The organism is Kitasatospora sp. NPDC032121 (assembly GCF_055580145.1).
In genome coordinates, this window is sequence record NZ_JBVILX010000014.1 from 143,249 (window position 1) to 169,249 (window position 26,001).

The 26,001-nt window shown below is 74.5% G+C and carries 22 protein-coding genes; 11 read left to right on the top strand and 11 right to left on the bottom strand.

What is annotated here, in order from left to right:
- Nucleotides 1–208: 208 nt before the first annotated feature.
- Both ACZ5OX_RS28610 and ACZ5OX_RS28615 read right to left on the bottom strand, forming a co-directional pair.
- Nucleotides 209–1,054, bottom strand: coding sequence for a hypothetical protein (locus ACZ5OX_RS28610; protein ID WP_465634072.1), 846 nt, complete (start codon nt 1,052–1,054; stop codon nt 209–211).
- Nucleotides 1,041–1,565, bottom strand: coding sequence for a SigE family RNA polymerase sigma factor (locus tag ACZ5OX_RS28615; protein WP_465634074.1), 525 nt, complete (start codon nt 1,563–1,565; stop codon nt 1,041–1,043). Before ACZ5OX_RS28615 ends, ACZ5OX_RS28610 begins: the two co-directional genes overlap by 14 nt.
- A 292-nt stretch (nt 1,566–1,857) precedes the next feature.
- Between ACZ5OX_RS28615 and ACZ5OX_RS28620 the strand changes: the two genes are divergently transcribed.
- The gene (locus tag ACZ5OX_RS28620) at nt 1,858–2,670 is read left to right on the top strand and encodes a maleylpyruvate isomerase family mycothiol-dependent enzyme (protein ID WP_465634076.1); all 813 of its coding nucleotides are present in this window, start codon (nt 1,858–1,860) and stop codon (nt 2,668–2,670) included.
- Nucleotides 2,671–2,888: 218 nt separating this feature from the next.
- Nucleotides 2,889–3,653, top strand: a complete 765-nt coding sequence (locus ACZ5OX_RS28625) for an aspartate/glutamate racemase family protein (protein WP_465634077.1) — start codon at nt 2,889–2,891, stop codon at nt 3,651–3,653.
- 180 nt (nt 3,654–3,833) lie between these two features.
- Here the strand turns inward: ACZ5OX_RS28625 and ACZ5OX_RS28630 are convergent, their stop codons facing one another.
- Nucleotides 3,834–5,444, bottom strand: a complete 1,611-nt coding sequence (locus ACZ5OX_RS28630; RefSeq protein WP_465634079.1) for an FG-GAP-like repeat-containing protein — start codon at nt 5,442–5,444, stop codon at nt 3,834–3,836.
- 159 nt (nt 5,445–5,603) lie between these two features.
- Entirely contained in the window at nt 5,604–7,577 is a 1,974-nt protein-coding gene (locus ACZ5OX_RS28635) for an FG-GAP-like repeat-containing protein (protein ID WP_465634081.1), read from the bottom strand.
- Nucleotides 7,578–8,017: 440 nt separating this feature from the next.
- Between ACZ5OX_RS28635 and ACZ5OX_RS28640 the strand changes: the two genes are divergently transcribed.
- The 7 genes from ACZ5OX_RS28640 to ACZ5OX_RS28670 all read left to right on the top strand — a co-directional run bounded on the left by ACZ5OX_RS28640 (nt 8,018) and on the right by ACZ5OX_RS28670 (nt 16,874).
- Nucleotides 8,018–11,521, top strand: coding sequence for a hypothetical protein (locus ACZ5OX_RS28640; RefSeq protein WP_465634083.1), 3,504 nt, complete (start codon nt 8,018–8,020; stop codon nt 11,519–11,521).
- A 189-nt stretch (nt 11,522–11,710) separates the two neighbouring features.
- The gene (locus ACZ5OX_RS28645; RefSeq protein WP_465634085.1) at nt 11,711–12,322 is read left to right on the top strand and encodes a hypothetical protein; all 612 of its coding nucleotides are present in this window, start codon (nt 11,711–11,713) and stop codon (nt 12,320–12,322) included.
- A 171-nt stretch (nt 12,323–12,493) separates the two neighbouring features.
- A complete protein-coding gene (locus tag ACZ5OX_RS28650) occupies nt 12,494–13,894 on the top strand; it encodes an eCIS core domain-containing protein (RefSeq protein WP_465634086.1) in 1,401 nt (466 codons plus the stop codon).
- 119 nt (nt 13,895–14,013) lie between these two features.
- Nucleotides 14,014–15,129 carry a winged helix DNA-binding domain-containing protein gene (locus tag ACZ5OX_RS28655; protein ID WP_465634088.1) on the top strand — a complete coding sequence of 372 codons (1,116 nt, stop codon included), beginning with the start codon at nt 14,014–14,016 and terminating at the stop codon, nt 15,127–15,129.
- 218 nt (nt 15,130–15,347) lie between these two features.
- Nucleotides 15,348–15,509 carry a hypothetical protein gene (locus tag ACZ5OX_RS28660; RefSeq protein WP_465634089.1) on the top strand — a complete coding sequence of 54 codons (162 nt, stop codon included), beginning with the start codon at nt 15,348–15,350 and terminating at the stop codon, nt 15,507–15,509.
- Between the two features lie 98 nt (nt 15,510–15,607).
- Entirely contained in the window at nt 15,608–16,060 is a 453-nt protein-coding gene (locus ACZ5OX_RS28665; protein WP_465634091.1) for a hypothetical protein, read from the top strand.
- A gap of 241 nt (nt 16,061–16,301) precedes the next feature.
- Nucleotides 16,302–16,874, top strand: a complete 573-nt coding sequence (locus ACZ5OX_RS28670) for a hypothetical protein (protein WP_465634093.1) — start codon at nt 16,302–16,304, stop codon at nt 16,872–16,874.
- A gap of 131 nt (nt 16,875–17,005) precedes the next feature.
- Here the strand turns inward: ACZ5OX_RS28670 and ACZ5OX_RS28675 are convergent, their stop codons facing one another.
- Entirely contained in the window at nt 17,006–17,371 is a 366-nt protein-coding gene (locus ACZ5OX_RS28675; protein ID WP_465634094.1) for a hypothetical protein, read from the bottom strand.
- A gap of 230 nt (nt 17,372–17,601) precedes the next feature.
- Here ACZ5OX_RS28675 and ACZ5OX_RS28680 point away from each other — a divergent pair, with 230 nt between their 5' ends.
- Nucleotides 17,602–18,171, top strand: a complete 570-nt coding sequence (locus tag ACZ5OX_RS28680; protein WP_392883261.1) for an RNA polymerase sigma factor — start codon at nt 17,602–17,604, stop codon at nt 18,169–18,171.
- On the top strand, nt 18,168–19,145 hold the full coding sequence (locus ACZ5OX_RS28685; protein WP_465634096.1) for an Ada metal-binding domain-containing protein: 978 nt from the start codon (nt 18,168–18,170) through the stop codon (nt 19,143–19,145). The genes ACZ5OX_RS28680 and ACZ5OX_RS28685 overlap by 4 nt, the downstream gene beginning before the upstream one ends.
- Before the next feature lie 47 nt (nt 19,146–19,192).
- Here ACZ5OX_RS28685 and ACZ5OX_RS28690 read toward each other — a convergent pair whose 3' ends face one another.
- From ACZ5OX_RS28690 to ACZ5OX_RS28715, 6 genes are all read right to left on the bottom strand, one after another.
- Nucleotides 19,193–20,656, bottom strand: coding sequence for an FAD-binding oxidoreductase (locus ACZ5OX_RS28690; RefSeq protein WP_465634098.1), 1,464 nt, complete (start codon nt 20,654–20,656; stop codon nt 19,193–19,195).
- Between the two features lie 165 nt (nt 20,657–20,821).
- Nucleotides 20,822–21,493: a LysE family translocator gene (locus tag ACZ5OX_RS28695; protein ID WP_465634099.1), complete on the bottom strand. Its 672-nt coding sequence runs from the start codon at nt 21,491–21,493 to the stop codon at nt 20,822–20,824.
- A complete protein-coding gene (locus ACZ5OX_RS28700) occupies nt 21,490–22,887 on the bottom strand; it encodes an ATP-grasp domain-containing protein (protein WP_465634101.1) in 1,398 nt (465 codons plus the stop codon). The genes ACZ5OX_RS28695 and ACZ5OX_RS28700 overlap by 4 nt, the downstream gene beginning before the upstream one ends.
- A gap of 39 nt (nt 22,888–22,926) precedes the next feature.
- Entirely contained in the window at nt 22,927–23,262 is a 336-nt protein-coding gene (locus tag ACZ5OX_RS28705; protein WP_392883254.1) for a Rieske 2Fe-2S domain-containing protein, read from the bottom strand.
- Entirely contained in the window at nt 23,250–24,671 is a 1,422-nt protein-coding gene (locus ACZ5OX_RS28710; RefSeq protein WP_465634102.1) for an iron-containing redox enzyme family protein, read from the bottom strand. The genes ACZ5OX_RS28705 and ACZ5OX_RS28710 overlap by 13 nt, the downstream gene beginning before the upstream one ends.
- 117 nt (nt 24,672–24,788) lie before the next feature.
- Entirely contained in the window at nt 24,789–25,826 is a 1,038-nt protein-coding gene (locus ACZ5OX_RS28715) for a methyltransferase domain-containing protein (RefSeq protein WP_465634104.1), read from the bottom strand.
- Nucleotides 25,827–26,001: the final 175 nt, after the last annotated feature.

Genomic DNA, 26,001 nt, shown 5'->3' on the forward strand with positions numbered 1-26,001 from the left:
GTTGGGGTTGGGATGGTATGCCGAGCGGCGGGGGGGGGGGGGGGGGGGGGGGGTTGGGCCCCCCCCCCCCCCCCCCGCAGCCATGCCCGCTGTGCCCACCGGGGCCCCGGGACGGGCACCCGCCCGCCCGCACCGGCGGTTGTCAGGCCGGCCCGGCGCCCCGCGTCCGTGCGCGAGGGGCCGGGCCGTCCTGCCGCGGGTCCGCCCCCTACGGCGTCGGCGCCGGGCTCACGGCGGTGGCGGTCGGGGGCCGGCCGGCCGGAGCGGACCGGATGGTGTCGAACACCTGCCGCACCTGCCGCAGCGTCGACTCGGACGGCTGCCGCAGACAGGCCGTCACCTCGACCACGACCGGGGAGCCGGCGCGGTCGACGGCGCGCAGGCCGCCCAGCTCGCGGGTGCCGCCGAGCGCGGCGCACTCCTGCTCGAGGTAGCCCGACTCGTTGAGCCCGGACGGGCTCGGGCCGAGCTTCTCGGCCAGCCCCCGGTCGTCCTCCCTCAGCCGGAACCCGACGACCGCGCCATCCACGGGCAGCAGCCAGGGGATCGGACAGTAGGTGGCGCCCGGGGTGCACGACGGCCCCAGCGGCTGGGTGCCGAGGTAGCCGAACTTGTCCTGCGGCGCGGCGGCCGGCAGGGCCAGGACGTGCCAGTTCACCGGCAGGGCGACGACCATCTCCGGCAACCGCGGGAAGTAGAACGTCGGCCCGGGAAGGACGGACGGAGTCCCCGTCGGCGCCTGGACGGGCGGCACCGCGGGCGCCGGGGCGGACACGGAGCCCGCGGGCCCCAGCCCCACCCCCCGCACCGGGCCCGGCGCGAGCGCGGGCGCCGCGGCCAGGACGGCCGCGGCCAGGCCGACGGTGAGACCGGCCGCGAGCCCGGCCGCCCGCCGGCGGCGCCTGGACCGCTCGACCCGGGCGAGCACACGCTCCACCCGGTCCTGCGGAGAGGCCAGGGCCGGGACGGCCCGGTGGAGCATGACCCGCAGCTCCTCCTCGTCGTGCCCGCCGTCGCCCGGCCCGAACGGGTCGAGCAGCTCAGTTCCGGTCACGAGGTCCCCCGTCCAGCAGGAGTTCCCGGGCAGGCAGCCGTCCGCGCAGGGCGGCGAGCGCCCGGTGCGTCTGGCTCTTGACGGTGCCCGTGCTGCAGCGCAGCACCTCGGCGGTCTCCTCGACGCTCAGGTCCTCGAAGAAACGGAGCACCACCACGGCCCGCTGGCGCGGCGGCAGCGACCGTACCGCCTCGGCCACCACCTGGCCGAGCACCACCCCCTCGTACGGGTCCTCCTCCGGCTGCGGCTCGGGCATCTCCCCGTGCGGCAGCTCCCCGGTCCAGCGACGCCGCCACCAGGAGACGTGACAGTTCACCAGGACCTTCCGCAGGTACGCCTCGGGCCGGTCGGGCGCGATGCGCGCCCACTTGGGCCACACCTTGGCGAGCGCCGTCTGCAGCAGGTCCTCGGCCTGGTGCGGGTCGCCGGTCAGCAACCAGGCCGTCCGCAGCAGCTTCGGCCCGCAGGCGGCGACGAACTCCTCGAAGTCCGGAGGTATCGCGTTCGTCATCCTGCCGTCGTCCCCGCCATGGTGCCCGTGCCGTCCCCGTCTGCCGTGGCGGCCGGTCCGGCCGCAGTGTCGTTCTTCCTCTCACGGCAGCTCGACGCGATGGGAGGCCGTTCGGGTTGCCTGCGGACGCGGACTCGCGAACCGGCCCGGCCCTCCGCCCCCGGAACCGGCCCGGCCCTCCGCCCCGGAACCGCCCGCTCCCCGCCCGGGCAGGAGCCGCCGGAACGCATGTCCTCCAGGCCCTGTCAACATCACTGGACACCGGTGCGCAACTCGACCAGTCTTCACCACCATGACGTTCCCCCAGCACTCTCCCGGTGCCGTGCGCACCACGCTGCTCGAGGCGGTCACCGCGGTCGGCGACGAGGCCGTCCCCCTGCTCGCCGGCTGCCGCGGCGACACCCGGATCCCCGGCGCCCAGTGGACGGTCGCCGAGGCGGCCGCCCACCTGGCGATGGCCAACGAACTGATGGCCGCCCTGGCCGCCGGCGAGGAACGGCCGTACGGCGACGGCACCCCGGGCGCGCTGGCCGCGGCGAACGCCGCCTCACTGGCCGAGCGGACCGAACGCGACCCCGCCGTACTCGCGGAACAGATCGCCCGGCAGGCAGGGGAGTTCGCCACGGCGGCCGGCCCGCGCACCGGCACCGAACCGATGCTCACCCCACTCGGCCCGATGGACCTCGACACCCTCGGCGCCTACCTGCTGACCCACATGCTGGCCCACCTCTACGACATCGCCGTCGCCCTCGGCCGGCCACACCCGATCGACCGGCGGCGCGTCGCCCTGACGATGCCGTTCCTGCGCACGGCCATGCCCCTGGTGACGGACGCCCGCACCGCCGCCGGCCACAGCGCCTGCTACCGGCTGCGGCTGCGCGGCCAGGGCGGGTTCACGGTGACCTTCACCGACGGCACCGTCGTGGTGGGCCAGGAACCGCCGCGCCGCCCGGACTGCACGATCCTCATCGAACCGGTGGCGTTCTTCCTGCTCGCCCTGGGCCGCTGCTCCACCACCGGCGCCATCGCCCGCGGCAAGGTGCTCGCCTGGGGCCGCCGACCCTGGCTGGCCCCGTCCTTCCCCGGCCTCTTCACCGCCCCCTGAGCCGCCGCCCCGACGGCGTCCCGGGCTGCTCCCTGCCCCCGCTCTTCCCGTACGTCCCCGGGCCGTCCTCGCGGCCCCTCCCGCAGGTGCTCCAGCAGGGCCGGCCAGTAGGGGGGAGCGGTGGAGGCGAGGGCCGTGCCGCGGGTGCGCAGCCCGCACCCGCACACCACCTCACCCGGCCGGTCGGGCGTTCGACCGTGGCCGTTAGCATCGCGCGCATGCTGGCGCTGCTCCACACCTCGTCCGTCCACGTCCCGGTCTTCGACGCGCTGCGCGACCGCGACCACCCCGGGCTGCCCCTGCGGCACGTCGTGTCCGAGGAACTGCTGGCCGGGGCCCGGGCCGGCGGGCCCGAGTCCGTCGCGGGGGACATCGACCGGGTGCTCGCCGCGGCGGTCGCCGAGGGGGCGGCGGCGGTGTTGTGCACCTGCTCGACGATCGGCGGGGTCGCGGAGGCCCGGGCCGAGGTGTTGGGGGTGCCCGTGCTGCGCGTCGACCGCCCGATGGCGGCGGCCGCCGTCGCCGCCGCGCCCGGCGGGGGCGGGACCACGACGCGCGTCGTGGTGATCGCCGCCCTGGCCGGCACCGTGGGCCCGACGGTGGCTCTCGTCGAGGAGGAGGCCGCCCGGTCCGGCCGGCCGGTCACGGTGACGGCCACGGTGGTCGAGGGCGCCTGGGACCGGTTCGAGAGCGGTGACAACGCCGGCTACCTGTCCGCGATCGCCGCCGCCGTCGACGCCGTGGACGGGGCGGACGTCATCGTCCTCGCCCAGGCGTCCATGGCGGCGGCCGCGCAGCGGACCACGACCGCCACACCGGTCCTGTCGAGCCCGGCCCCGGGCCTGCGCGCCGCTGCTGCTGTCGCCGCGTCACGCCGCCGGCCGGGTCAGCCGGCGGTCCGCTCGGCGGTGGCCGGCAGCGCGGTCGCGACGTCGACGACCGCGTCGGCCGGGGGAGGGGTGAAGGTGAGCGCCTTCCCGTAGTCGCGGTAGGTGAAGTCGAACGGCTCCGCGTTCCGGCCCGAGCGGAGCCGGGTGACGTACGGCGTCCCGGTCCCGCTGACCTCGGCCTGGGCGCCGCCGAGAGCCGCCGGTGGCTCCGAGCCGGCATCCGTCACGTTCGCCGCCCGGGGCCCGGGCGGCGAACGGTGTGGCGGAGCGCCGTTACGCGCCGCCGGCGATCCGGCCGAGGTCGGCCCAGCCGCCGGCGCTGTCGCCCCCGCGGTAGGCGTAGGCGGTGACGGCGCCGCCGGCGTCCGTCAGGAGGTAGTCGGCGTGGGTGTCGCCGTCGAAGTCGACGAGGGCGACCTGCTCCTGGCGGTCGGTGACGCCGGTGGCGATCCGGCCGGTGGGCAGCCAGCCGCCGTGGCGGTCGCCGCCGTGGTTGAGCCAGGCGCCGACGGAGCCGTCGGGGTTGATCAGGAGGTAGTCGGCCTTGCCGTCGCCGTCGAGGTCGGCGAGCCGCACCCGGCTGCGGTCGGTGGTGACGCCGGTGGCGACCTGGCCGATGCCGTACCAGCCGCCCGCGCCGGCCGGGTCGCCGCCGCGGTTCAGCCAGACCTTGACGGCGCCGCTGTCCTCGATGACCAGGTAGTCGGTGCGGCCGTCGCCGTCGAAGTCGGCGAAGCGGACCTGGTCCTGGCGGTTGGTGACGCCGGTGGCGACCCGTCCGAGGGGTTCCCAGGGGGCGACCTGGTCGCCGCCGTGGTTGAGCCAGACGTTCACGGAGCCGTCGGGGTTGATCAGGAGGTAGTCGGCCTTGCCGTCGCCGTTGAAGTCGGCGAGCCGCACCCGGCTGCGGTCGGTGGTGACGCCGGTGGCGACCTGGCCGATGCCCTGCCAGCCGCCCGCGCCGGCCGGGTCGCCGCCGTGGTTCAGCCAGACCTTGACGGCGCCGTTGTCCTCGACCGTCACGTAGTCGGGCTTGCCGTCGCCGTCGAAGTCCGCCCACCGCACGCGCCCGCTGCCGCCCACCTCGTTGCCGGCCCGGGGGGCCGCGGGGCGGGACGCCCAGCCGTCGGCGACGGCCTGGTCCAGCGCCCGGTGGAAGACCTCGGCCATCTTGCGGTAGCCGCCGTCGTTGGGGTGCAGCCGGTCCGGGAGGTCGGTCGCGGCGTCGAGGTCCGCCGGGTCCACGTACCGGAAGTGCCGGCCGGCGGCCCCGCCGGCCGGGCTCTGGCCCCGGTCCTGGAGCGCGGCGAACTCGCGGTTGAACACGGCGGTCTTCTGCTCCAGACCGGGGGTGGCGGTCAGCAGGCCCTGCACGACGACGGTCACGCCCGGCCTGTCGGCGAAGATGCGGTCGACCAGGTCGGACAGCCGCTGGGCGGCCTGCACCGGGTCGGCGTTCGCGTCCCACTTCAGGTCGTTGATGCCGAGGTGCAGGAGGACGACGTCGGGGTCGGCGGCGGACAGCCAGCGGTCGATGTCCGCGCGGACCTGGGCGATCCGGTAGCCGCTGTGCCCCTCGTGGTCGGGATCCGCGACGGCGCCGGAGGAGGAGGTGCCGACCAGGTCGACGGTGTACGGGGACTGCTGGGCGGTCAGGTCCCACAGGGGTGCGCGGTAGCCCGCGCCGGTGGTGCTGCCCGCCCCGTCGGTGATCGAGTCACCGAGCGGCATGACCTTGATCGGGGTCGGGGCCGGAGCCGGGGTCGCAGCGGTGGCGGAGGCCACGGCGGCAGGCGCGGCCGGGGTCCCGGCCGAGGCCGAGGCCGCGGTCGGAGTCAGGGCGGCGGTGAGGGCGGCCAGGGCGATCAGGGAGGCACGTTTCACGTGGGTGTCCGTTCTTGGGGAGGCGAGGGGAACACGGGACGGGCCCGAGCGGCCGCCGCGCACGGCGGTCGCTCGGGCCCGTCCACGCGGATGGTGGATCCGGTGGCGGAACGGCCGGGGATCCGGGGCCCGGGCCCGGGTTCAGCCCCGGGCCGGGGCTCAGGCGCCGGAGGCGATCCGGCCGAGGAAGTCCCAGCCGCCGTGCCCGTCGCCGCCCTTGTTGGCGTACGCGCTGGTGCTGCCGTCGCCGGCGTTCCAGAGGTAGTCGGCGCGGCCGTCACCGGTGAAGTCCGTCAGGAAGACGGCGTTGTTGTCCGTCGTCAGACCGGCGGCGACGCGGCCGACGGGCTCCCAGGGGGCGACCTGGTCGCCGCCGCGGTTGAGCCAGACGTTCACGGAGCCGTCGGCGCCCACGACGATGTAGTCGGCCTTGCCGTCGCCGTTGAAGTCGGCGAGCCGCACCCGGGAGCGGTCGGCGGTGACGCCGGTGGCGACCTGGCCGATGCCCTGCCAGCCGTTGGGGCCGGCGAGGTCGCCGCCGCGGTTCAGCCAGACCTTGACGGCGCCGCTGTCCTCGATGACCAGGTAGTCGGCGCGGCCGTCGCCGTCGAAGTCGGCGAAGCGGACCTGGTCCTGGCGGTTGGTGACACCGGTGGCGACGCGGCCGACGGGCTCCCAGGCGCGGACCTGGTCGCCGCCGTGGTTGAGCCAGACGTTCACGGAGCCGTCGGGGTTGACGACGATGTAGTCGGCCTTGCCGTCGCCGTTGAAGTCGGCGAGCCGCACCCGGGAGCGATCGGTGGTGACGCCGGTGGCGACCTGGCCGATGCCCTGCCAGCCGCCCGCGCCGGCCGGGTCGCCGCCGCGGTTCAGCCAGACCTTGACGGCGCCGTTGTCCTCGACCGTCACGTAGTCGGGCTTGCCGTCGCCGTCGAAGTCCGTGAAGCGCAGACGGCCGGTGCCGGCCTCGTTCACGGCGGCGGAACGCCGGTCCCGCAGGGCCGTGATCCACGGTCCGAGGTCGTCCACCCGGGTCTCGTAGGCGCCGGTGCGGGTCTCGGCGGAGGTGAGGCAACCACCCTGCCAGGAGCGGCTGGTGACGGCGACGACCTCGGCCTTGCCGGCCGACTCGCGGACGGCGGGACCGCCGGCGTCGCCCAGGCAGACGGTGGCGTCGGCGGGGGCCTTGGCCGCCACGTCGATGCCGGTGGCCTCGACGGTGCCGACGCCGAACGCCGCCGTGTGGGGAGCGGCGGGGACCCACTCCGTGCGGGTGCGGCCGTAGCCGGTGACCTTCAGCTCCTCGCCCTGGACCGGGGCGATGGCGGCCACGGCGACCGGGGTGATGCCGTAGGCGGGCAGGTCCAGACGGGCCATCACCAGGTCGCGGTCGGCGCGCGGCACCAGCTCGACGACGTCGGTGGTGTGGCCGCCGGTGCCGTTGAGGTCCCCGCGCCCGACCGTCACGGTGGTGCGCTTCTTCGGGGCGCCCGCCGGGACGGCGAGGGACTGGGCGGGGTCGTCGGCGAAGCAGCTCGCGGCGGTGAGCACCCAGCGCGGGTCGACCAGCGTGCCGGTGCAGCCGCGGCCGCCGATGTCGAGCTTGGCCACGTAAGGGCGGTCCGACAGGCCGGAGTTGGACGAGACCGGCCCGGTGGCGGTGATGTCCAGCAGGGTGTGGGGGCGGCTCTGGGGGTCGGCGGCCTCGCCGACCGCCGTCCACAGGCTCTTGTCGACCTTGAACGAGGTGGTGGTGCCGTCGACGGACATCGACACGGACACGTCGCGCACGCCGTCGCTCTGGATGCCGTGCACCCGCGGCACCTCGAGGCTGAGGCGCCCGACGGTGCCGGTCATCCGGAAGCAGATGTCGTCCCGGGTGCGCGCCATGATCCGCAGCAGGCCGCCGCCACCGGCCGAGCAGGTGGTGAGCGTGATGTTGCCGTTGCCGGACTTCAGGCGGATGCCCGACTCGGCCAGGATGCGGTCCGCGCCCGGGTAGGAGTAGTCCTCGACGGTGAACGGTGCGGTACCGGTGGTCGACGCGTGGGCGACCGGGACGCCGGCGGTTCCGGCGAGAAGCGTGAGACCGGCCGTCGCGGCGGCGGCCAGGATTCGAGAAGAGGCCCTCATTCGGGCTCCTCACCCCCCATGGATGTGGTCTTTTCCGTCATGAAGTGTCCCGCCGGTGCGAAGACCCGCGGGAACCCGGACGGACGCCGTGCACGGGCACACGCATTCCAGGACCTGCCATCCCCCCACCGAACTGACGGGGACATTGATATCACCATCGGAGGCGGCCGCCGACCCCGAGATGTCCACGATGCAATGAATTGCGAACCAGGAGCGGAAAGTAATGCCCTGATCTCCCGTCAGCCAAGGAGCGGTATCCAAAGTTTCCGTCCGACGTGCCATCATGTGCGGTCGGACGGGCCGAACCGATCGGTCCTTCTACCGAACTGACGTGTTTTCGAGGGGATATGACACAGCAGATACCTGGGGGGCGCTGGAAGGCCGCATCCCCCCTACGGCCACGCAAGGGACTGGCGGCCCGCCTCCTGGCGGCCGCCACCGTGATCGTTCTCACCACCGGATCGCTCTCCGGCACCGCCACCGCGACGGACGGCACACCCGGCCCGAGCCCGCGGGCCCAGGCCGTCGCCGCGTGGAGGACCGGCGGCGACTCCGTACGGGCCGCCGCCGAGATCGCCCTGGCCGGCACCGACGGCGACATCGCCGCCTTCCTGGACACCGGGCGCAGGATCGCCACCGAGCAGGACGAGCGGCTCGCCGTCCTCCAGCTGCTGAACGTCAGCGGGCCCGGCGTGCGCGAGGCCGCGCAGACCGCGCTCGCCGGAACGCCGCAGGACGTGCACGCCTTCCTGGCGACCGGCTGGAACGCGCCGCTGGCCGACGACCGCAAGGTCAGCGTGCTGCGCGCGATGAACACCGGCGGCACCGCGGTGCAGGAGGCCGGGCAGAAGGCCCTCAACGACGGCTCACCCGAGGCCGTCGCCCAGTTCCTCTCCGTCGACCTGCAGAAGGCGCAGGAGGAGGACAACCGGGTCCAGACCCTGCGGCTGATGAACTTCGGCGGCCCGCAGGTGAAGAGCGCGGGCAGCGCCGCCCTGAGCGCCGGCGCCGGCGCCGTACGGGAGTTCCTGCGGGAGGGCCAGTACGCGGCCCGCGCCCAGGACCAGGAGGCCATGACGGTCGGCCAGCTCGTCGAGACCGCCCGCCAGGCCGGCCAGGAGGCCGCCAAGGAGACCGCCGCCGCGAAGGAGGCCTCGGGCCGCGCGGTCGACGCCGCGCGCCTGGCCAAGGAGGCGGCCCAGAAGGCGGCCGCCGAGACCGCCGCCGCCCAGGGCTCCGCCCAGAAGGCGACCGCCGCCGCCCACCGCGCCGCCGACGCCGCCGAGAGCGCGGCGAACGCCGCCCGCACCGCGATCAACGCCGCCAACGCGGCCAGCAGCGCGGCCCGCACCGCCTCCGCCGCGGCGTCCGCCGCCGCGTCCGCCGCGGCCGCCGCCGGGCGGGCGGCGGCCCGCGCCTACGAGGCCGCCTCCGCCGCCGCGAAGGACGAGTCGCAGGCCGCCGCCGCCCGGGACGCCGCGAAGACCGCCCGGGACGCCGCGCAGGGCGCCACCACGGCCGCCGAGTCCGTGTACCGGGCCGTCGGCGCCCTGACCGAGGCCCTCACCTCGGTCGGCCAGGCCGTCGACGCCGGCCTCCACGCCGCCGCCGCCGCCCAGGCCGCCGCCGACGCGGGCGGCAACAGCGCGGTGGCCCAGGCCGAGGCCCAGCGGGCGAACGCGGCCGCCGCCAAGGCCCGCCGCCTGTCCGCCACCGCCAGCGCCGCCGCCGGCACCGCCAAGACGATGGCGACGCAGGCCCTGACGGCGGCCCAGCAGGCGCGCGCCGCCGCCACCGAGTCCGCCGGACACGCCACCGCCGCCGCCCAGGCCGCCGAGGACGCGGCCAACCACGCCGGTCAGGCCGGCAACTGGGCCAACCTCGCCACCGAGCACGCCAACGCTGCCGTCAAGGCCGCGGAGCGGGCCACCAGCGCCGCCAACCAGGCCGACCAGGTGGAGAAGACCGCCCGGGAGGCCGAGAAGGCCGCCCTGGAGAGCAACCGCGACCTCGCCATCGTGGCCGCCGAGGAGCTCAAGCAGCAGTACACCGAGCAGCAGGCCGCCCAGGCGACCGAGCGCGCCGAGGCCCAGCGCCAGGACGAGGAGACCAAGCAGCTCCTGGCCGAGGCCGCCGCGCCCGGCACCGAGCCCGCGACCGCCCTCGCCAAGGCCCGCAAGGCCGCCGTCCACCTGATGGCGACCGGCTCGCCGTGGACCGAGCGCACCGCCGAGGCCGCCCTGTCCGGCACCGACGCCGACGTCCGGCAGTGGCTCGCCACCGGACGCCAGGAGGCGGCGGCCCAGGACGACTACACGAAGATCGCCAACCTCGCCACGACCGGCACCCCCGCCCTCAAGGCGGCCGCCCTCGCCGCCCTCGACACCCCCGCGGACCAGCGGGCGGCGTTCCTGGAGACCGGCCAGCACACCGTGCTCAAGGACGACTACCGGGTCCAGGTCCTCGCCCTGATGAACGCCGGCGGCAAGGCCGTCAAGGAGGCCGGCTCGGCCGCCCTCGACGCCGGCACCACCGAGGCCCTGCGCGCCTTCGTCGCCACCGGCCAGTACCGGGCGCGCGAGGAGGACGACAAGGTCGAGGCGCTGCGGCTCAGCGTCCAGGGCGGACCGCGGGTCCGCGCCGCGGCCCAGGTCGCGCTCTCCGGTCCCGCCCCGCTGCTGCGCGGCTTCGTCGCCGTCACCCAGTACGTGGCGGCCCAGCGCGACCAGACCGACGCCGTCCACGTCGCCAGCGTCCAGCGCCTGGTCGCCGAGGGCAAGGCGATCGCCGCGACCGCCAGCCGCAACGCCGCCGAGGCCGCCGCCGCCGCGGCCACCGCGCGCGGCGCCGCCGCCGAGGCCGCGGGCTACGCCCGGCAGGCCAGCGACTCCGCGGCCGCCGCCCAGACCGCCGCCGGCCAGGCCTCGGCCGCGGCCTCCGCCGCCGACGCCTCGGCCCGCCAGGCCGCCGCCTCGGCCGCCACGGCGAAGAACGCGGCCGCCTCGGCCGGCACCTCGGCCGCCCAGGCGACCCAGTCCGCCCACCGCGCCGCCAACTCCGCCACCGCGGCCGCCGCTTCGGCCCGCGCCGCCTACGCGTCGGCCGACCAGGCGTACAACTCGGCCGTCGCCGCCGGCCAGAGCGCCGCCGAGGCGCTCGCCGCCGCCGGCCAGGCGCTGTCCCACGCCATGGACCTGGCCCGGCAGGAGGCCCAGGCGAACGCCACCGCCCCGGCCGAGCCCGGCGACCCGGGCGGCTCGGACGACGGGTACGAGCCGGAGCACCCGGACGAGGAACTGGTCATGGAGGGCGGCATCTCCGCCGCCGACGCCGCCACCCTCGCGCTGGACATCGCCGGCATCTTCGACCCCACCCCGATCAGCGACGGGGCCTCGGGCGTCCTCAGCCTCTTCCGCGGCGACTGGACCGGCGCGGGCCTGTCCGCCGTCGGCTTCATCCCGTACCTGGGTGACGCCGCGAGCAAGCCCGCGAAGATCGCCAAGCTGCTGGCCAAGAACGAGAAGATCGCCAAGCGGGCGACCGACATGAAGTGGGTGGAATGGGCCGCCCAGAGCCTCAAGCACATGTCGGTGACCAAGCTCGGCGACGGCGTGGCCACGCTCAACTCCCTCGCCCGCGACGCCGAGAAGGCGTACAAGACGAACACCAAGCTGCGGGCCGCGGCGATCAAGCACAACCTGCCGACCGACCTCGAGGGCCCCGTGCCGTTCGTCCCGCCGAAGGGCTGGATGGGCAAGCCGGAACGCGGCGGCGGTTTCAAGGACGCCTACGGCAACCTCTGGAAGAAGGCGACGGACGGCAAGGACGAATGGGACGTCCAGGTGAAGAAGGGAACGAAGTTCTCCATCTTCTCCAGCGGCAAGAACCAGGGGAAGGACTTCGAGCACGCCAACATCGCCCCGGACGGATACGTGACGCACTGAATACGGTGAACCGCCCCGGGCGGTAACGCCTTTCGGCCCGGCCCCGATGGAGAAAACGACCATCGGGGCCGGCGCCGCCCCTGATCCCGCGAAATCCCTCAACAATGCCCCGCCGTCAGTGAATTGACCGGAACAACCGGCCGAATTCCCCGCCACCACCGACCGCACCACCCTGGAGACGACCTCGCCATGGCCCTGGCCCCCCACCGCCTCGTCTGGATGAACCTCTGGCTGGAGGCCCCCGCCGAGCGGGACGCCGCGCTCACCCGCGAAGTCGCCGCCGCCCTGGCCCCGTTCGGCCGCGTCACGGTCACCTCCCGGGGCCCGTACCCGCGCACCCCCGAACTGCTCGGCTACGACGTCGAGCTGGTGCCCACCTCCGCCACCGCCGACTGCCTGCGCGCCCTGGGCCTGAGCCCCGACGAGGACGGCGACTGGCCCGCCTGGGAACGCACCGGCGCCGACACCTTCCTGCACCCCGCCGTCCGCGGCGCCCAGGTCGGCGAGGAGGAGGCCGCGACACCACCGCCGTTCGAGAACGGCGACGTGGTGACCGTCCTCGACAGCCCGACCGCCCGCGAGGAGGGCCTGGTGGGCGTCCAGGCCGTCGTCCACAACTCCTTCTACCTCCCCGACGAGCCCGACCCGCTGCTGCGCCGCTGGCACCACCAGGTGATGCCCGAGGGCCGGGAGACCCTGGAGCCCTTCGAGAGCACCGACCTGCGCCCCACCGGCCGCCGCACCGCCGTCTCGGACGTCCCCGACCCCGTGCACATCGCCCACGCCGGCCCGCAGGCCTGAACCGGCCCCCGCTCGACCGGCCCCCGCTCGACCGGCCCGCGGCCCGGACCGGCCCGGGCGCGCTGCCTGGACGGGCAGCGCATCGTGCCCGTCCACCCCCTTACCCGCGAGCGCCGCCCCGGGTATGCAGGGAGGGCACAGCGAAACGGCCACTCCTACGAGCGGAGTCCCATGCACGCGCACGAGCCGGCGAAGCAGGACAGGCAGCCGCAACCCGCCACCAGGGCCGCGGCCACGCGGGCGGGACGGACCCCGGACGGGCGGGCACCCGGGGAACTCCTCGAACTGCAGCGCACCGCCGGCAACGCGGCCGTCGTCCGGATGCTCCAGCGCAACCGCCACCGGCAGGGCGACGCCGAGCCGGTGCAACTGTCCGCGGTGCACGACGTGCTGCGCGCGCCGGGCAAGCCGCTGGACGGGACGCTGCGCCGGGAGATGGAGTCCCGCCTCGGCGCCGACTTCTCCGACGTCCGCCTGCACACCGGCTCCGCGGCCCGCGCCTCCGCCGCCGAGGTGGGCGCCCGCGCCTACACCTCCGGCAGCCATGTCGTCATCGGCGACGGCGGCGGCGACAAGCACACCCTCGCCCACGAACTGACGCACGTCATCCAGCAGCGCCAGGGCCCGGTGGCCGGTACCGACAACGGGTCGGGACTGAGCATCTCCCACCCCGGGGACCGCTTCGAGCGCGAGGCCGAGGCCAACGCGCACCGGGTGATGAGCCGCAGACCCGAACCGGGCGACCGGGACACCCGCGGCGACCGGGACACCCACGGCGCGGCGCGCGGCAACGGCGCGACGGCCGTCCAGCGCTTCGCCGAGGTCGACACCGAGGAACTGGGGCCCGTACGGGTCTCGCAGAGCGGCCTCTACCTCATGACCGTCGAAGCCGGCGCGGACACCACCGTCCTCTGGGTCGCGGAGGGCGCCCCGGCGCCCCGGTACTGCAAGCCGACCGGGCAGAGCGGGCAGATCGCGGGGCGCACGTACGCGCAGTACGAGCCGTCGACGGCCTTCCTCGCGGACTGCGCCCACACCGCCGAGGAGATCATGCACCAGCAGCGGCTGGCCCTGGGGCAGGACGCCAGCGAATTCGCCCGGGGCGGCCACCAGTTCGGCCTGGGCGACCAGGAGAACGCCCAGGGCGCCACGGCCTACGCGAACGCCCGGCCCGGCGGCCCGAACGCGAACGGCGAGGAACGGCCCAACCCCGGCCAGGCGTTCGCCATCGTGGAGACCGCGTGGCACGGGGACCACGAGCAGCCCGCCAACACCAGCGGCTGGCCCTACCACGTGGCCGCCGTCGTCGCCGTCGACGGCGACGACCACATCACCGTGGAACAGGCCGCCGACGGCAACGACGCCAAGGCCCGCCAGGGACACGAGGGCATCATCGACATGTACACCGCCGGCACCGACCCGACCACCGGACAGGCACTGCCGCACAGCTTCCACGGACGGAACACCGGCGGCCCGGTGCAGCACTTCTCGGCCGGCGCGATCACCGTCATCCTCCAGCCGATCAACGTGGGCGGCCTCAGGGGCGAGACCGGCCACCGCAAGCTCGTCTGAAACCCGACCGACTCCTCCGACCCCGAACACCCCTTTCCCACCAGGCCACTTGCCCCCGAAGGCGCCCCGCCCGGCGCGGTGTAGGGTGAGGAACCCGTTGGCTGGGAAAGGGGGGCGACATGAAGGTCGACCGGGAGCAGGTGACCGCCTGGCGGATGCGGCGCCAGTACCTCGACCCGCGGACCGGCGCCAGCGCGGGCGAGATCGTCAGCAGGCTCGCCGGCGTCCAGGCCCAGGTCCGGAGCGCGGCCGAACTCGCCGTCGCCCTACGGCAGTCCACCCCCGACCCCACCGGCGTCGACCAGGCCGTCACCGACCGCACCCTCCTGAAGACCTGGGCCGTACGCGGCACCCTCCACCTGCTGCGCCCCGCCGAGGCCGGCGCCTACCTGTCGCTCATGGCGGACCTGGGCACCTGGCTCAAGCCCTCCTGGCAGAAGGCCTCCGGCGTCAGCCCGGAGCAGATCGACGCGCTGACCGACGAGGTCTCCGGCATCCTCGACGGGGGAGCGGCCCTCACCCGCGACGAACTGGTCACCCGCCTCGTCGCCGACCGGCGCTTCAGGAGCATGGAGGAACGGCTGCGCTCCGGCTGGGGCTCCGTCCTCAAGCCGCTCGCCTGGCGCGGCGTGCTGTGCCACGGCCCCAGCCGGGGCAACAAGGTCACCTTCGTCAAGCCGGCCAGCCGGTTCGCCGACTGGAAGGGCGTGCCCGCGCCCGAGGAGGCCGCGCCCGTGGTGATCGCCTCCTATCTCGGCGCCCACGGCCCCGCCACGCCCGAGGTGTTCGACCGCTGGCTGTGCCTCAACAGCACCAGCAAGCCGAAGCTGCGCCGGTGGTTCGAGGGCATGGGCGAGCGGCTGACCGAGGTCGAGTTCGAGGGCCGCAAGGCGTTCATCCTCACCGAGCACGCGGAGGAACTCGCCGCCACCACCCCGTCCGAGGGGGTGCGCCTGCTCGGCGGCTTCGACCAGTACGTCCTGGGCCCCGGCACCAAGGACGAACTGCTCCTCGCGCCGCGGCACCGCGCCCTGGTGAGCCGCCAGTCCGGGTGGATCTCCCCGACCGTCGTGGTCGACGGCCGGATCGTCGGCGTCTGGGAGACCACCGGCCAGGACCTGGTGGTCACCCCGTTCCCGGACAGCGCGGCCCTTCCCCTGAAGGCGCTCGAAGAGGAAGCGGCCCACCTCGCCCACGCGAGCGGCACGGGCCCGCTGACGGTCCGCATCGCCTGACCGCACCGGCGTCGACGACCACCTCGTAGGCCTCGTCCACGACCTGGCGCACCGCGTACCCGGCACCCCCGCCCACATCGCAGCCTCGCGCCCCCCTGCGATGGCACCCGAGAGCGCCCAGGCGGCATCCCCGAACACACATGTCGGCGAACGTGCTTGCGCGGACTGCTTTTTGATGCCGTACCGGTGGCTTCCAGCTCGATTCTTCGACGCGCTGGGTGGAGCGTCGACGGGCCCCGTCCTTCTTCAGCCCGCGAAGCTGGATCCTCCAGAAGAAGAAGGGGTCACTGATCGAACCGGCACCGGTGTTCGTCGGGGAGACGATAGCTGTCATCGTTCCGGCGGTGCTGAATTTCGTCTTCAAGCCGTTCAGCTTCTAGATTGATCCGACGGTGGATTCCGATCCACTGAACCAACCCGTCGGGGCGCCGTCCGAATCGGGCGGCGCCCCGACGCACCAGACACGTGGAAATGGAAAATGCACAAGAGGCACAATCCCTGGGCGCTCGTCTACTTCCTGATCGGGCTCGTGCTCTTGCTGGTCGCTGTCGCGGGAGCGGCCAATGTCACCAGGGCCGACGACCTCATCGTCATCCTCGGTTTCGCCGTTCCAGGCCTGGTGTTGACGGTCCGTGCCCCGATCTACGGCGTCGCCTTCGGGGACGCCGGTGTGAAGTACTCCGGACTGCTCAAGTCACGCTCCTACACCTGGCCCGAGATCCAGGAGGTGAGGCCCGCCGTCGTCACCGGAACACTGTTCTCCTCCGACGTCCCGGAACTGCTCCTGGCCTCGGGAAAGATCGACCAGCTGCCGATGCTGGCGGGCTACGGGTGGGGGAACACGCCCAATCAGCGGGTGGAAAAGCTCGTGGCCGAACTGGAGAAGGCGCGTTCGTCCGCCGCCTCCCGCCACGGTGACCACACCCCGTAGCGGGCCGGCCGGAAGCCCTCGGCCACCGTGAAGCCCCGACCCGCCCGGGTCGGGGCTTCACGGCTTGCGGTCGCTCTGCGTCCGCCCGGCGGTCGCCGGGCCGCGAAGCGAGATGACGCGGACATGTCCTAGATTTCTCGGATACCCCGCCCCGAACGCCTCGCACAGAATCGGCGAAGAGCGCCCCCGGCGAGCACGGGTGCTCGACAACTCGCCCATCTGAGCCAGGAGTTGATCACGCATGGCACGCTCCTTCAAGCGCACCGGAACCGCCCTCGCGGCGGCGGCGATCGCGCTGTCCCTGTCCGGCGCGGCCACGGCCGTCGCCCAGCCCGCGGCGTCCGGAACCTCGAACCGGCACTGCGTGGTGAACGCGGACGGCGCCCAGACGAAGTGTTTCGGCACCTACCGCGAGGCCATCGGCTACGCCACCGGCGGGCACGTCACCGACGCCCCGCTGAGCGCCGCCGCGGCCGCCCGTGACAGCGCGTTCGCCGAGGAGCTGAACAGCTCGGCCGGCCTGTCCAACCTGGTCGTCCTGGGAACGATCTACCAGGACTTCTTCTTCGAGGGCCAGTCGGTGACCTACACCGGCCCGCACGCCTGCTACAACGGCAACAGCGCCGACTACTCCTTCGACATCGCCGCCCCGCTCCAGGACCACGTCTACTCGCTGCGCCCGTACGCCAACTGCTGGTTCAACCTGTTCACCGGCACCCAGGCCGGCGGCTACGCCAGCCCCAGCTACAAGGGCGAGACCGTGTCGGTGGACGAGGCCTGGCGCACGCACTCCAAGTCGCTGACCCTCGGCTGAACCACGCTCTGACACCCGCCCACCCGGCGGGATCCGCCGGCGGGCGGCCGGCCACGTGCCGGCCGCCCGCCGCCGTGAGGCCGACCCGTGAGGCCGACCCGGGCGGCAGACCCGATCCGCCACGCCGGCGCCTACGGCTGGATCACGAAGTACGCCACCATGCCCGCCGTCAGGCACAGGAACAGCTGCACCAGCAGACCCGCGGGGATCGGCACCTCGTCCGGGTCACCCGCCTTCTGCGCCGCGAGGTGCCGGCGCGACAGCTTCCCGAGGTGCCCGGCCGTCCCCAGCGCCAGCGACAGCACGGCCAGCGCGTACATGGACAGCGCCGAGGCCAGGCCCGTGCCCCTGAGGTGACCGATCAGGAAGAGCGCTCCGGACAGCGGCGCCAGGGACACCATGATCCGGTACTTCCGGATCGGCTGCGGCGGCACCGCCAGCGCCCAGAACAGCACCGTCACCAGCGCGACGATCCACCACCAGGTGGACACGCTCAACCCCAATGGTGTCATCGCCCCACACCCCATCCCACGTCACGGACGTTCGCGCACGCCCACCCCGGCCACGCTAGCCACCCCCGCCCCCGCACCGCGCCGACAGGACCCGGCAAGATCCACACCGGTTCCCTGCACGCTCCCGGCAAGGCGCGGCGAGGCCCCGGCCGGACGGCCCGCCCCCCGGTGCAACCGCCGCGCCGCCGGCGGTGTTCTCAGAGACGATGGACGAGATGCCTCCTCCGCTCACCGAGCTGCTCGCGGCAGACCTCGACCGTGGGTTCGCCGAACTCGTGCGCACCCACGGCGGCGCCGTGTACTCGGTGCTGCTGCGCCTGAACGGGGCGTCGCGCGACGTGGAAGACCTGGTGCAGGACACCTTCCTGCGGGCGTACACGGCGCTGCGCGACTACCCGCCGGCGCGGCGGCAGGCCCTGCAGCCGAAGGCCTGGCTGCTGGCGATCGGCACGAACGTGTGGCGCAACCACGTCCGCACCCTGACCCGGCGGCCCGCCGCCGCGGAAGGGGTGGACGTCCGGGAACTGCCCCTGGTGGACGGCAAACCCGGACCCGAACAGCGGGCGGAGCACGCGGACGAACGGGGGAGATTGGTGGCCGCGCTCGCCGAACTGCCCGAACACCACCGGCTGCCGGTGGTCCTGCGGCACGTCGGAGAGCTGAGCTACGCGGAGATCGCGGAGCTGGTGGAATGCCCGGTAGGCACCGTCAAGGCCCAGGTGTCACGGGGGCTGGCCGCACTGCGCAGCCAACCCCGGCTGGCGGTAGAGGAGGTGAGAGGATGAGCGGACACCCGCACGCGGCCCCGAACGGCCGGGACCCGTACGGCCGGGACCCGTACGGCCGGGACCCGCACGACGCGGCACCCGACGCGGTACGGCGCACGGTCAACGGCACGGCCACGCCCAAGGCGTCCACCGCACGGACCACGGACATCCCACCGCCCGGCGGCCACACCGTGCCCGACAACGACGGCGACAGCCACACCGTGCCCGGCCTCGACGCCCTGCACGTACCGATGCCCGCCGACCTGGCGATCCGGATCCTGCAACGCGCCGGCGTCGCCGACCGCGAGTACGACCGGTACACCGTGGTCGACGGCCCGGTCACCGCCCTGTTCGTCGCCCACGGACGCGGCGCCGTCGTCGCGGCCGCACCCGTCGACTGGTACCCCGGCGCGGAGGCCTTCGAGGAAGCCCACCTGCGCCGCACCGGCCGCACCGCGCTGCCCGCCGGCAAACCGCTGCCCGGCGTCGTCGGCGCGCTGCGCACCGGGCGGGACCGCATGCTGCGCTACGACTACGGCTCCCTGCCGCAGGCGCAGCGCAGCGTCCTGGAGGCGGTGCGCGCCATCCCGCGCGGTCAACTGCGGCCCCCGCGCTGGCTGGGCCGCGAGGCGGGGCTGCCGGAGGCGGACGAGGCGGACCTGCTGGCGGCGGTGCGCGCCAACCCCGTTCCGGTGCTGATCCCGGTGCACCGGCTCGGCGACGAGGACGGCCGGCCCCTCGACTGCGGCCTGCCCGCCGACCTGGTCGAGCGGCTGCGCGCGCACGAGGGCATCGACGGGGAGCGCCTGCACCGGTTCGCCGCGGACGGCACCCACTTCCTGGGCAGCGACACCACCCGGATCTTCTGCTACCCGACCTGCGCCGACGCCCGCCGCATCACCGACCGGCACCGGGTGCCGTTCGGCTCGGCCGCCGACGCCCGGGCGGCCGGCTACCGGGCCTGCCGCAGCTGCCGACCCCTGCCGGCCTGACCTCCCCTCACCTTCGCGAAGGCCCCCGGGGAGCCGGTGCCGCCCGTTCACAGGGCCTGCGGGAAGTCCAGCAGCCGGTCCGGGTCGTAGCGCGCCCGCAGCCGTTCCAGCCGGGGCAGGTTGGCGCCGTAGTACGCCCGCCGCCAGTCGGCCAGCCGCGGGTCGCGGTAGTTCTGGTAGGCGTGGCCGGAGGCGTACGGGCGCAGCGCCTCGCGGGCCTCGCCGACCCAGCGGACGGCGGCGTCGGCGGCGTCCGCGGTGGCCTTGGCGTCCTTGGCGGCCTCGGCGGCGTCGGAGGGGCCGCTGGCGGGCCACCAGGCGTAGCACTGGGCCAGGAAGCGCGCGTCGCGGTGCACGAAGGCGGTGGCGTCGGCGGGCACCCGGTTGACGGCGCCGCCCAGGACGTTGAAGGAGATCGAGGCGCACACGCCGTCGGGCACGCGCCGTAGCACCGCGAGGGTCTCCCGGACGGTCTGCGGGCCGAGCCCGCGGTCGAAGAAGTGCGAGGCCGCGGCGAAGGCGACGCGCTGCTCGTCCGGGCGCCCGATGACGGCCTCGCCGCCGGCGTTCGCCCGTACGGCGGCCAGGTACGACCGGCGGACGGCCTGCCGTTCGCGGGCGGGTCCGGCGGCGGCGACCAGCCCGTCCAGCCACCGCTCGGCCTCCTCCTCCCCGCCGCCGCCGAGCAGGAACCCGGCGACCTCGGCGACCGGGCCGCCCGGGCGGGTCTCCAGCAGGAAGTGCGACCAGAGGCGGTCGGGGGCGGTGAACGCCCGGTCCTGCCAGTGCTCCAGGACGGTGCCCGCCTCCCGGTAGGGCCAGGAAGCCCGGAACGCGGTCAGGTCGGCGGCCGGGTGGGTGCGCATCCGCAGCGAGGTGACCACGCCGAAGTTGCCGTTGCCCGCGCCGCGCAGGGCCCACAGCAGGTCGGGTTCGGTCCGCTCGTCGCAGCGCACCGTCCGGCCGTCGGGGAGCACCACCTCGGCGCCGACCAGGCTGTCGCAGGTCAGCCCGTACGCGCGGCTGACCACCCCGTGGCCGCCGCCGAGGGCCAGCCCGGCCAGGGCGACGGTCGGGCAGCTGCCGGCGGGCACCGTCACGCCGTGCCGGGCCAGTTCCTCGTAGACGGTGATCAGCGGGGTGCCCGCGCCGATCTCGGCGTGGCCGCCGTCCTCCACCCGGACGCCGGACAGCCGGGACACGTCGACCACCAGCGGCATCCGGCTGGACCAGGCCCCGTAGCAGTGGCCGCCGCCGCGCACCGTGAGCCGCAGGCCGTACCGGCGGGCGAACCGCACGCACCGGGCGACGTCCTCGGGCCCGGCGCAGTACGCGACCGCCCCGGGGCGGGCCCGGTCGGCGTACCGCAGGTTGCGCGGCAGCCGCGCCGCCTCGTACCCGGCGTCGCCGGGCAGCACCAACTCGCCGTCCAGGCTTGCCCCGAGGGCCCGCCACCGCGGCCCGGAGGCCGGCCCCGGCCGCCGATCCGCGCCGCCGCCCTGGCTGTCCATCTCCACCTGCCCCTCGGAAGCCGGCCCGTCCTCAGCCCGCCGGCCTGCCCGTCCTCGCCGCGGTCCTTCGCCACCGTCCGTCGTGACCGTCCGTCATGACCGGAAGCCGCGCGGACGCCCGGAAAACACCCTCCCGGACACCTACCCGGACATCCTCCCGGCAGGTCATCGAAGGAGCAGCCCGGCGGCGAGGCCCAGCAGGACCAGCCCCACCACCGCGCCGCCGACCCGCTCCGCGAGCGGCGGGAACGCGGCCCGGCCGTTCGCCCCGCGCGCCGTCACGAGCCGCACGCCCACCTCGGTGAGCAGCAGCAGCCACAGCGCCCCGATCGACAGGTACACCGCCGCCAGCAGCGGCAGCGCCCCGGCCGACGGGCTGCCGCCCGGCAGGAACTGCGGGAGGAACACCGTCAGGAACAGGCCGACCTTCGGGTTGCCCGCCGTGGAGAGGAAGCCGAGCAGCAGGTGCCGCGGCAGCCGGTCGACGCCCGCCCCCTCAGCCTCCTCCGTCCGCGCCCCGGCCGGGCGGGCGCGCAGGGCCTCCCACAGGGCGCGGCCGCCCGTCACGGCCAGCACGAGCGCGCCCGCCGCCTGCCAGGCGTGGAGCAGTCCGGGCCGAAGCGCCACGACCGCCATGGCGCCGGTGACCGCCAGCACCGCGTACCCGGCGCCGGCGAGCAGCATGCCCGCGGCGGCGGCCAGCACCGGCGGGCGGCGGCGGGTGCGGCTGACCAGGCGCAGCACCAGCATGCTGTCCGGGCCCGGGCTGCACACCACCGCCGCGCAGCTGGCCAGGAAGGCCGGGCTGGCGGCGACGGCGAGGGCGCCCGGGGTCATCGGGCGGCGTGGCCCGGTGCCGCCGCCGGCGCGGCGCCGGCGGATCCGCCAGAGCCCGAGGAGCCCGAGGAGCCGGGCGAGCCCGAGGAGCCAGGCGAGCCCGGGGAGCCCGAGGAACCGGGCGAGTCGGCGGAGTCCGGCGTGACGACGAGGGCGGCCTCCATGGCCCGGACGGCGGCCACGTCCCGTTCGACCTGCGCGGGATCCGGGTGCGCGAGCACCGCGAAGCCGAGGGTGAGGGTGCCCAGCAGGTCGCGGGTGACCTCCAGGTGGTCGCCGTCCCGGAGCCTGACCGCCGAGTGGTGGTACGACGCCAGCTCCGCGATCCCGTCCAGGACGGCGGTGTTGGACACCGTGCCGGAGCGGCGGGCGATCAGGAAGACCACGGTCATGTGCCGCAGCAGCCGGTAGCCCTTGGGGGCGCTCTCCTCGCGGGCGAACCAGCGCACCGCGCGGTGCACCTGGCTGTCGCCGGTGGCGGTCAGGTTGAACGCGGGGTGGCCGCCGCCGTGCGGGCGGGAGTTGATCTCGATGAGGCGCGGGCCCTCGTCGGTCAGCATGATCTCGATGTGCGCGGCGCCGTGCCGCAGGCCCACCGCGTCGAGCACGGCCTCGGCGTAGCGGGTCAGCGCGGGCACCGCGGGGTCGTCGGGGGAGACCCAGGTGAGGCTGTCGTAGACGGCCATCTGCTCGCCGTTGTCGATCTTGCTGTAGCGGCAGATGTCGGCCACGGTGTGCCGGCCCCGGTGGCTGAAGGTGTCGACCACGAACTCGGTGCCCCGGGCGTACTCCTGCACCACCATCCGGTCGTTGAGGTTGTGCCACTGGTTGATCCGGCCCAGCTGGGCGTCGAACGGCACCCGCCAGTCCGCGCCGGCCGGCACCCGGGTGACCCCGTCGGTGCTGCCGCTCTTGGGCGGCTTGACCACCAGGTCGCGGCCGGCCAAGCCCTCCCGGTCGATCCAGGCCCGGACGGCCGCCGGGTCGTCGGTGCAGATCTGGCGGATCGTCGGGACCCCGGCGGCGCGCAGCGCCTGCGCCATGGCGCCCTTGTCGCGGCGCGCCGCCGACAGCTGCGGGGTGTTGGCCTGTTCCGGGAGCAGCCGCTCGGTGAGCCGGTCGGTGAGCTCGACGCCGCTCTCGGCTCCCGCCAGCACGCAGCGCGGTGACAGCGGACGCAGCTGCGCCACCAGCCGTTCGAGGTCGCCGTCGAAGGCGAGCAGCTGCCGGTAGCGGGTGGCGTCCCAGGAGTCCGCGTAGGCCGCGGGCACCTCGGGCAGCGAGCTGACCGCGACCGAGGGGATGCCGAACTCGGCGAACCGGGGCGCGTACTGGGCGCCGGAGGAGAACGGGTCGACGATGACGGCGACCTGGGGGGAGGACGGGGCGTTCACGGGAGCGTCCTGTCTCCGGGGGCGGCCCCCGGGGGTGGTTCAGGCTCCGGCGGCGAGGGCCGGGGACAGCGGAAGGTGACAGAGTTCGGCGGCGGCGTCCGCCGGTCCCGGCAGCACCGCGGTGACGGTGTCGCCGGAGCGGACGGCCGGCACCTGGCGGCGCAGCCGGCTGAGCGAGGAGCCCCGCTCGTGCCACGGGCACACCAGCCGCCGTCCGGTGGGGTCGGGGGTGCCCAGGTTCAGCGGGCCGCCCCGGTGCGGGCAGGAGGCGGGCAGCACCGATCCGCCCGCCTCGGTGCGGATGTACACGTAGGGCAGGCCGGCGACGCGGGCGCAGTTGTCCGCGCCGCCGGCCTTGAACGTCACGACAGGCATGCGCGGTAGTCCCCGACGGAGAAGATCTGGTAGACGCACTCCTCGGACTCGATGATCGCGCCGTGCAGGCGGTTGCGCTGGATCACGGTGCCCTCGCCGGCCTCCAGGATCCGGTAGGAGTTGAAGCCGCTGACGAAGCGCATCGTGCCGCTGACGATGTGGCAGAGCTCGTCGCCCTCGTGGCTGTGGGTGTTGGACAGCTCGCCGAAGGGCTCGACGATGTCCGCGACCGGCGGGGTGATCCGGCCCTCGGTGATGGCCGCGTAGACGGGCTCGTGCAGGTCCTTGTAGCGGTCCGCGTCGTCCATCCAGGCGATCTGGGTGGCGAAGTCGTCGTCGGCGATGGCGCTCAGCAGGCGGAACTCCTCGATGCCGCGCACGATTTCGGGGATGATCTGCTCGCCGTGGCGCTCGACGAGGGGCTTGACCAGCTTCTCCAGCGCCATCCGGCCGTGGTGCTGGTCGATGTGGACGTGCTCGGAGAAGTAGCGGGCGTCCGCGGTGCCCTCGAACACGTCGGCGAGCAGGTTCTCCGCGCGGCGGCAGAAGTCCACCAGGGTGCTCTCGGTGTAGAACAGTGCGCCGACGTAGCGGAAGAAGTGCTCGTGGTTCTTTCCGAGGTAGTGGAAGTAGTTGTTCAGGGCGAGGCTGGAGACCAGGTAGTACTGCCAGTAGCGGTGTACGTCGGAGCCGAGTCCGACGGATTCCAGGGTGGCCTCGAAAAGGGTGCTGTGCTTGGTGTCGTGAACGCCGTAGCCGTATTCGTCGATGAGGATCTTGAACCATTCCGACTGCTCGGCGCCGTAATATCCGAGGACGTTCCGGGCCATCGGCGAGGCCTCGGACAGGAAGTCCGGGGCGAACTGGATCAGCCACATCCTGGCCGCGCGCTTCGGGTCGGAGGAATCGCGGACGGCCTTCTCGGCGGGGGAGGCCCCGCCCTGGGCGTGGACGTCGAGGTCCTCCAGGTAGGCGAGCAGGCTCTCGGTGGTCCAGTCGCCGCTGACCTCCACCTCCTGGTCGAGGAAGCCGAAGGCGAAGCGTTCCAGCGCGGGGCGGATCAGCTCGCCGCGGGCCCGGTTGCCGGGGCTGTAGTAGTGGCGCAGGTCCTCCGCCTGGTCGCCGAGGCCGGCCTTGGGGAAGAACACCAGGTCGGCCTCGTAGATGCTGGTCAGCAGGCGCTGGGCGGCGAGGCTGCTGTACTCCAGGATCCGGTCGCGGCCCGCCACCCGGTCGAAGTCCAGGTAGGGCAGCACCTGTGGGCGCAGCTGGCGGCGGTAGGGGCGGTCGGAGTTCTCCCACTCCTCGTTGTCCTTGTAGAGCGGATTGGCGGCGTAGGCCAGGACCGCCTCGCGCAGCGCGTCGCCGTGCAGCTCGAACGGTTCGTAGGGGACGGGTGTGTGCGACATGTCTGGTCTGCCTTCCGCGGGTGGTGTGGGGGCGGGCCGGGCGGGGTCGTGCACGGGTGCGGGGGAGCGCGGGTGCGGCGGAGCGTCAGGCGGGGGAGCGCGGTGGGGGGGGGTGGGTCAGGTGAGGAAGAGGCGGGTGTCGCTCCAGGCGAGGTCGAGCTCCAGCGTGGAGCCGGCCTGCGCCTCGACGGGGTGGGCCAGCGGCAGCAGCGCCTGCATCCAGTGCGAGCCGACGTTGTCGGGCGAGTTGCGCAGGGTCACGCCGCCGCCGAGTTCCAGCTCGAACCAGGCGACCAGGGCGTGCACGGTGCCCGACTCGCGCACCGGGAGGGCGAGTTTGCCGCCGCCGGGGCCGAGCGGGTCCGCGGCGAAGTCGAAGGAGGCCAGTTCGACCGTCTCCGACAGGACGCGGTGGGGCCAGGTGTGCAGCCGGATCGGGAAGTGCCCCGGTGTGGCGAAGGCGTTCAGCCGGGACACGTCGAAGCCGCCGGCCCGGTTCACCCGGTTCAGGTTCACCGCGTTCTCGCTCTGCACCAGCGCCCCCAGCAGGCGGGCCCGCTCGGGGAGCATCACCCCGTCCGGGGCGAGCAGTTCGCGGCGCGCGTGCCGGATCGAGGGCAGGATGCCCTCGCCGATCAGGCCGCAGTCCACGATCTCGGAGATCACCGCGTCGACCCGGCGCGGCAGTTCCCGGCCGACCGCCAGCTCGTCGGAGCGGCAGGCGAGCACGGTCACCCGGTCGGCGAAGCCCTCGTCGGCCAGGACCTGCCGGGCCACCTCCGCCATCAGCGGGTTCGCCTCGCAGCTGTAGACGTGGGCGGCGCCGGCCCGGACGGCCATCATGGCCAGCAGGCCGGTGCCCGCGCCGATGTCCAGCACGGTGCCGTCCTGCGGGACGATCCGCTCCAGGGCGGTGGCCAGCGCGTCGTTGCGCTCGTGGTCGTTGAGCATGGCGAAGTGCCAGCGCGGCACCGCCTCCCGGGCGAACTCCCGGAACTCGGGGAACTCCGGGGACAGGGCGTCGGGGGAGGCCAGCAGCCGGGCCGTGGCCTCCGCGATCCGGTTCAGCTCCTGGGCCCGGGCACGCAGGCCCGCCAGGGCCAGCCGGACCTCTCCCTCAGCCGTCTGGCTGGTGACACTCGTCAAATGGGGCATGTCGTTCCGCAGGCTCCCCGGTAGGAATGGCTTATCGAAACACGGTGCATGCACGGATGAACGGCAACACGGGTGAACGGCAACACGGATGAACGGCAACACGGGTGAACGGCAACGCGGATGAACGGACGGTGCGGGCCGATGGGAAACGCCCGTTTCCTCGGCGAATTCGCGG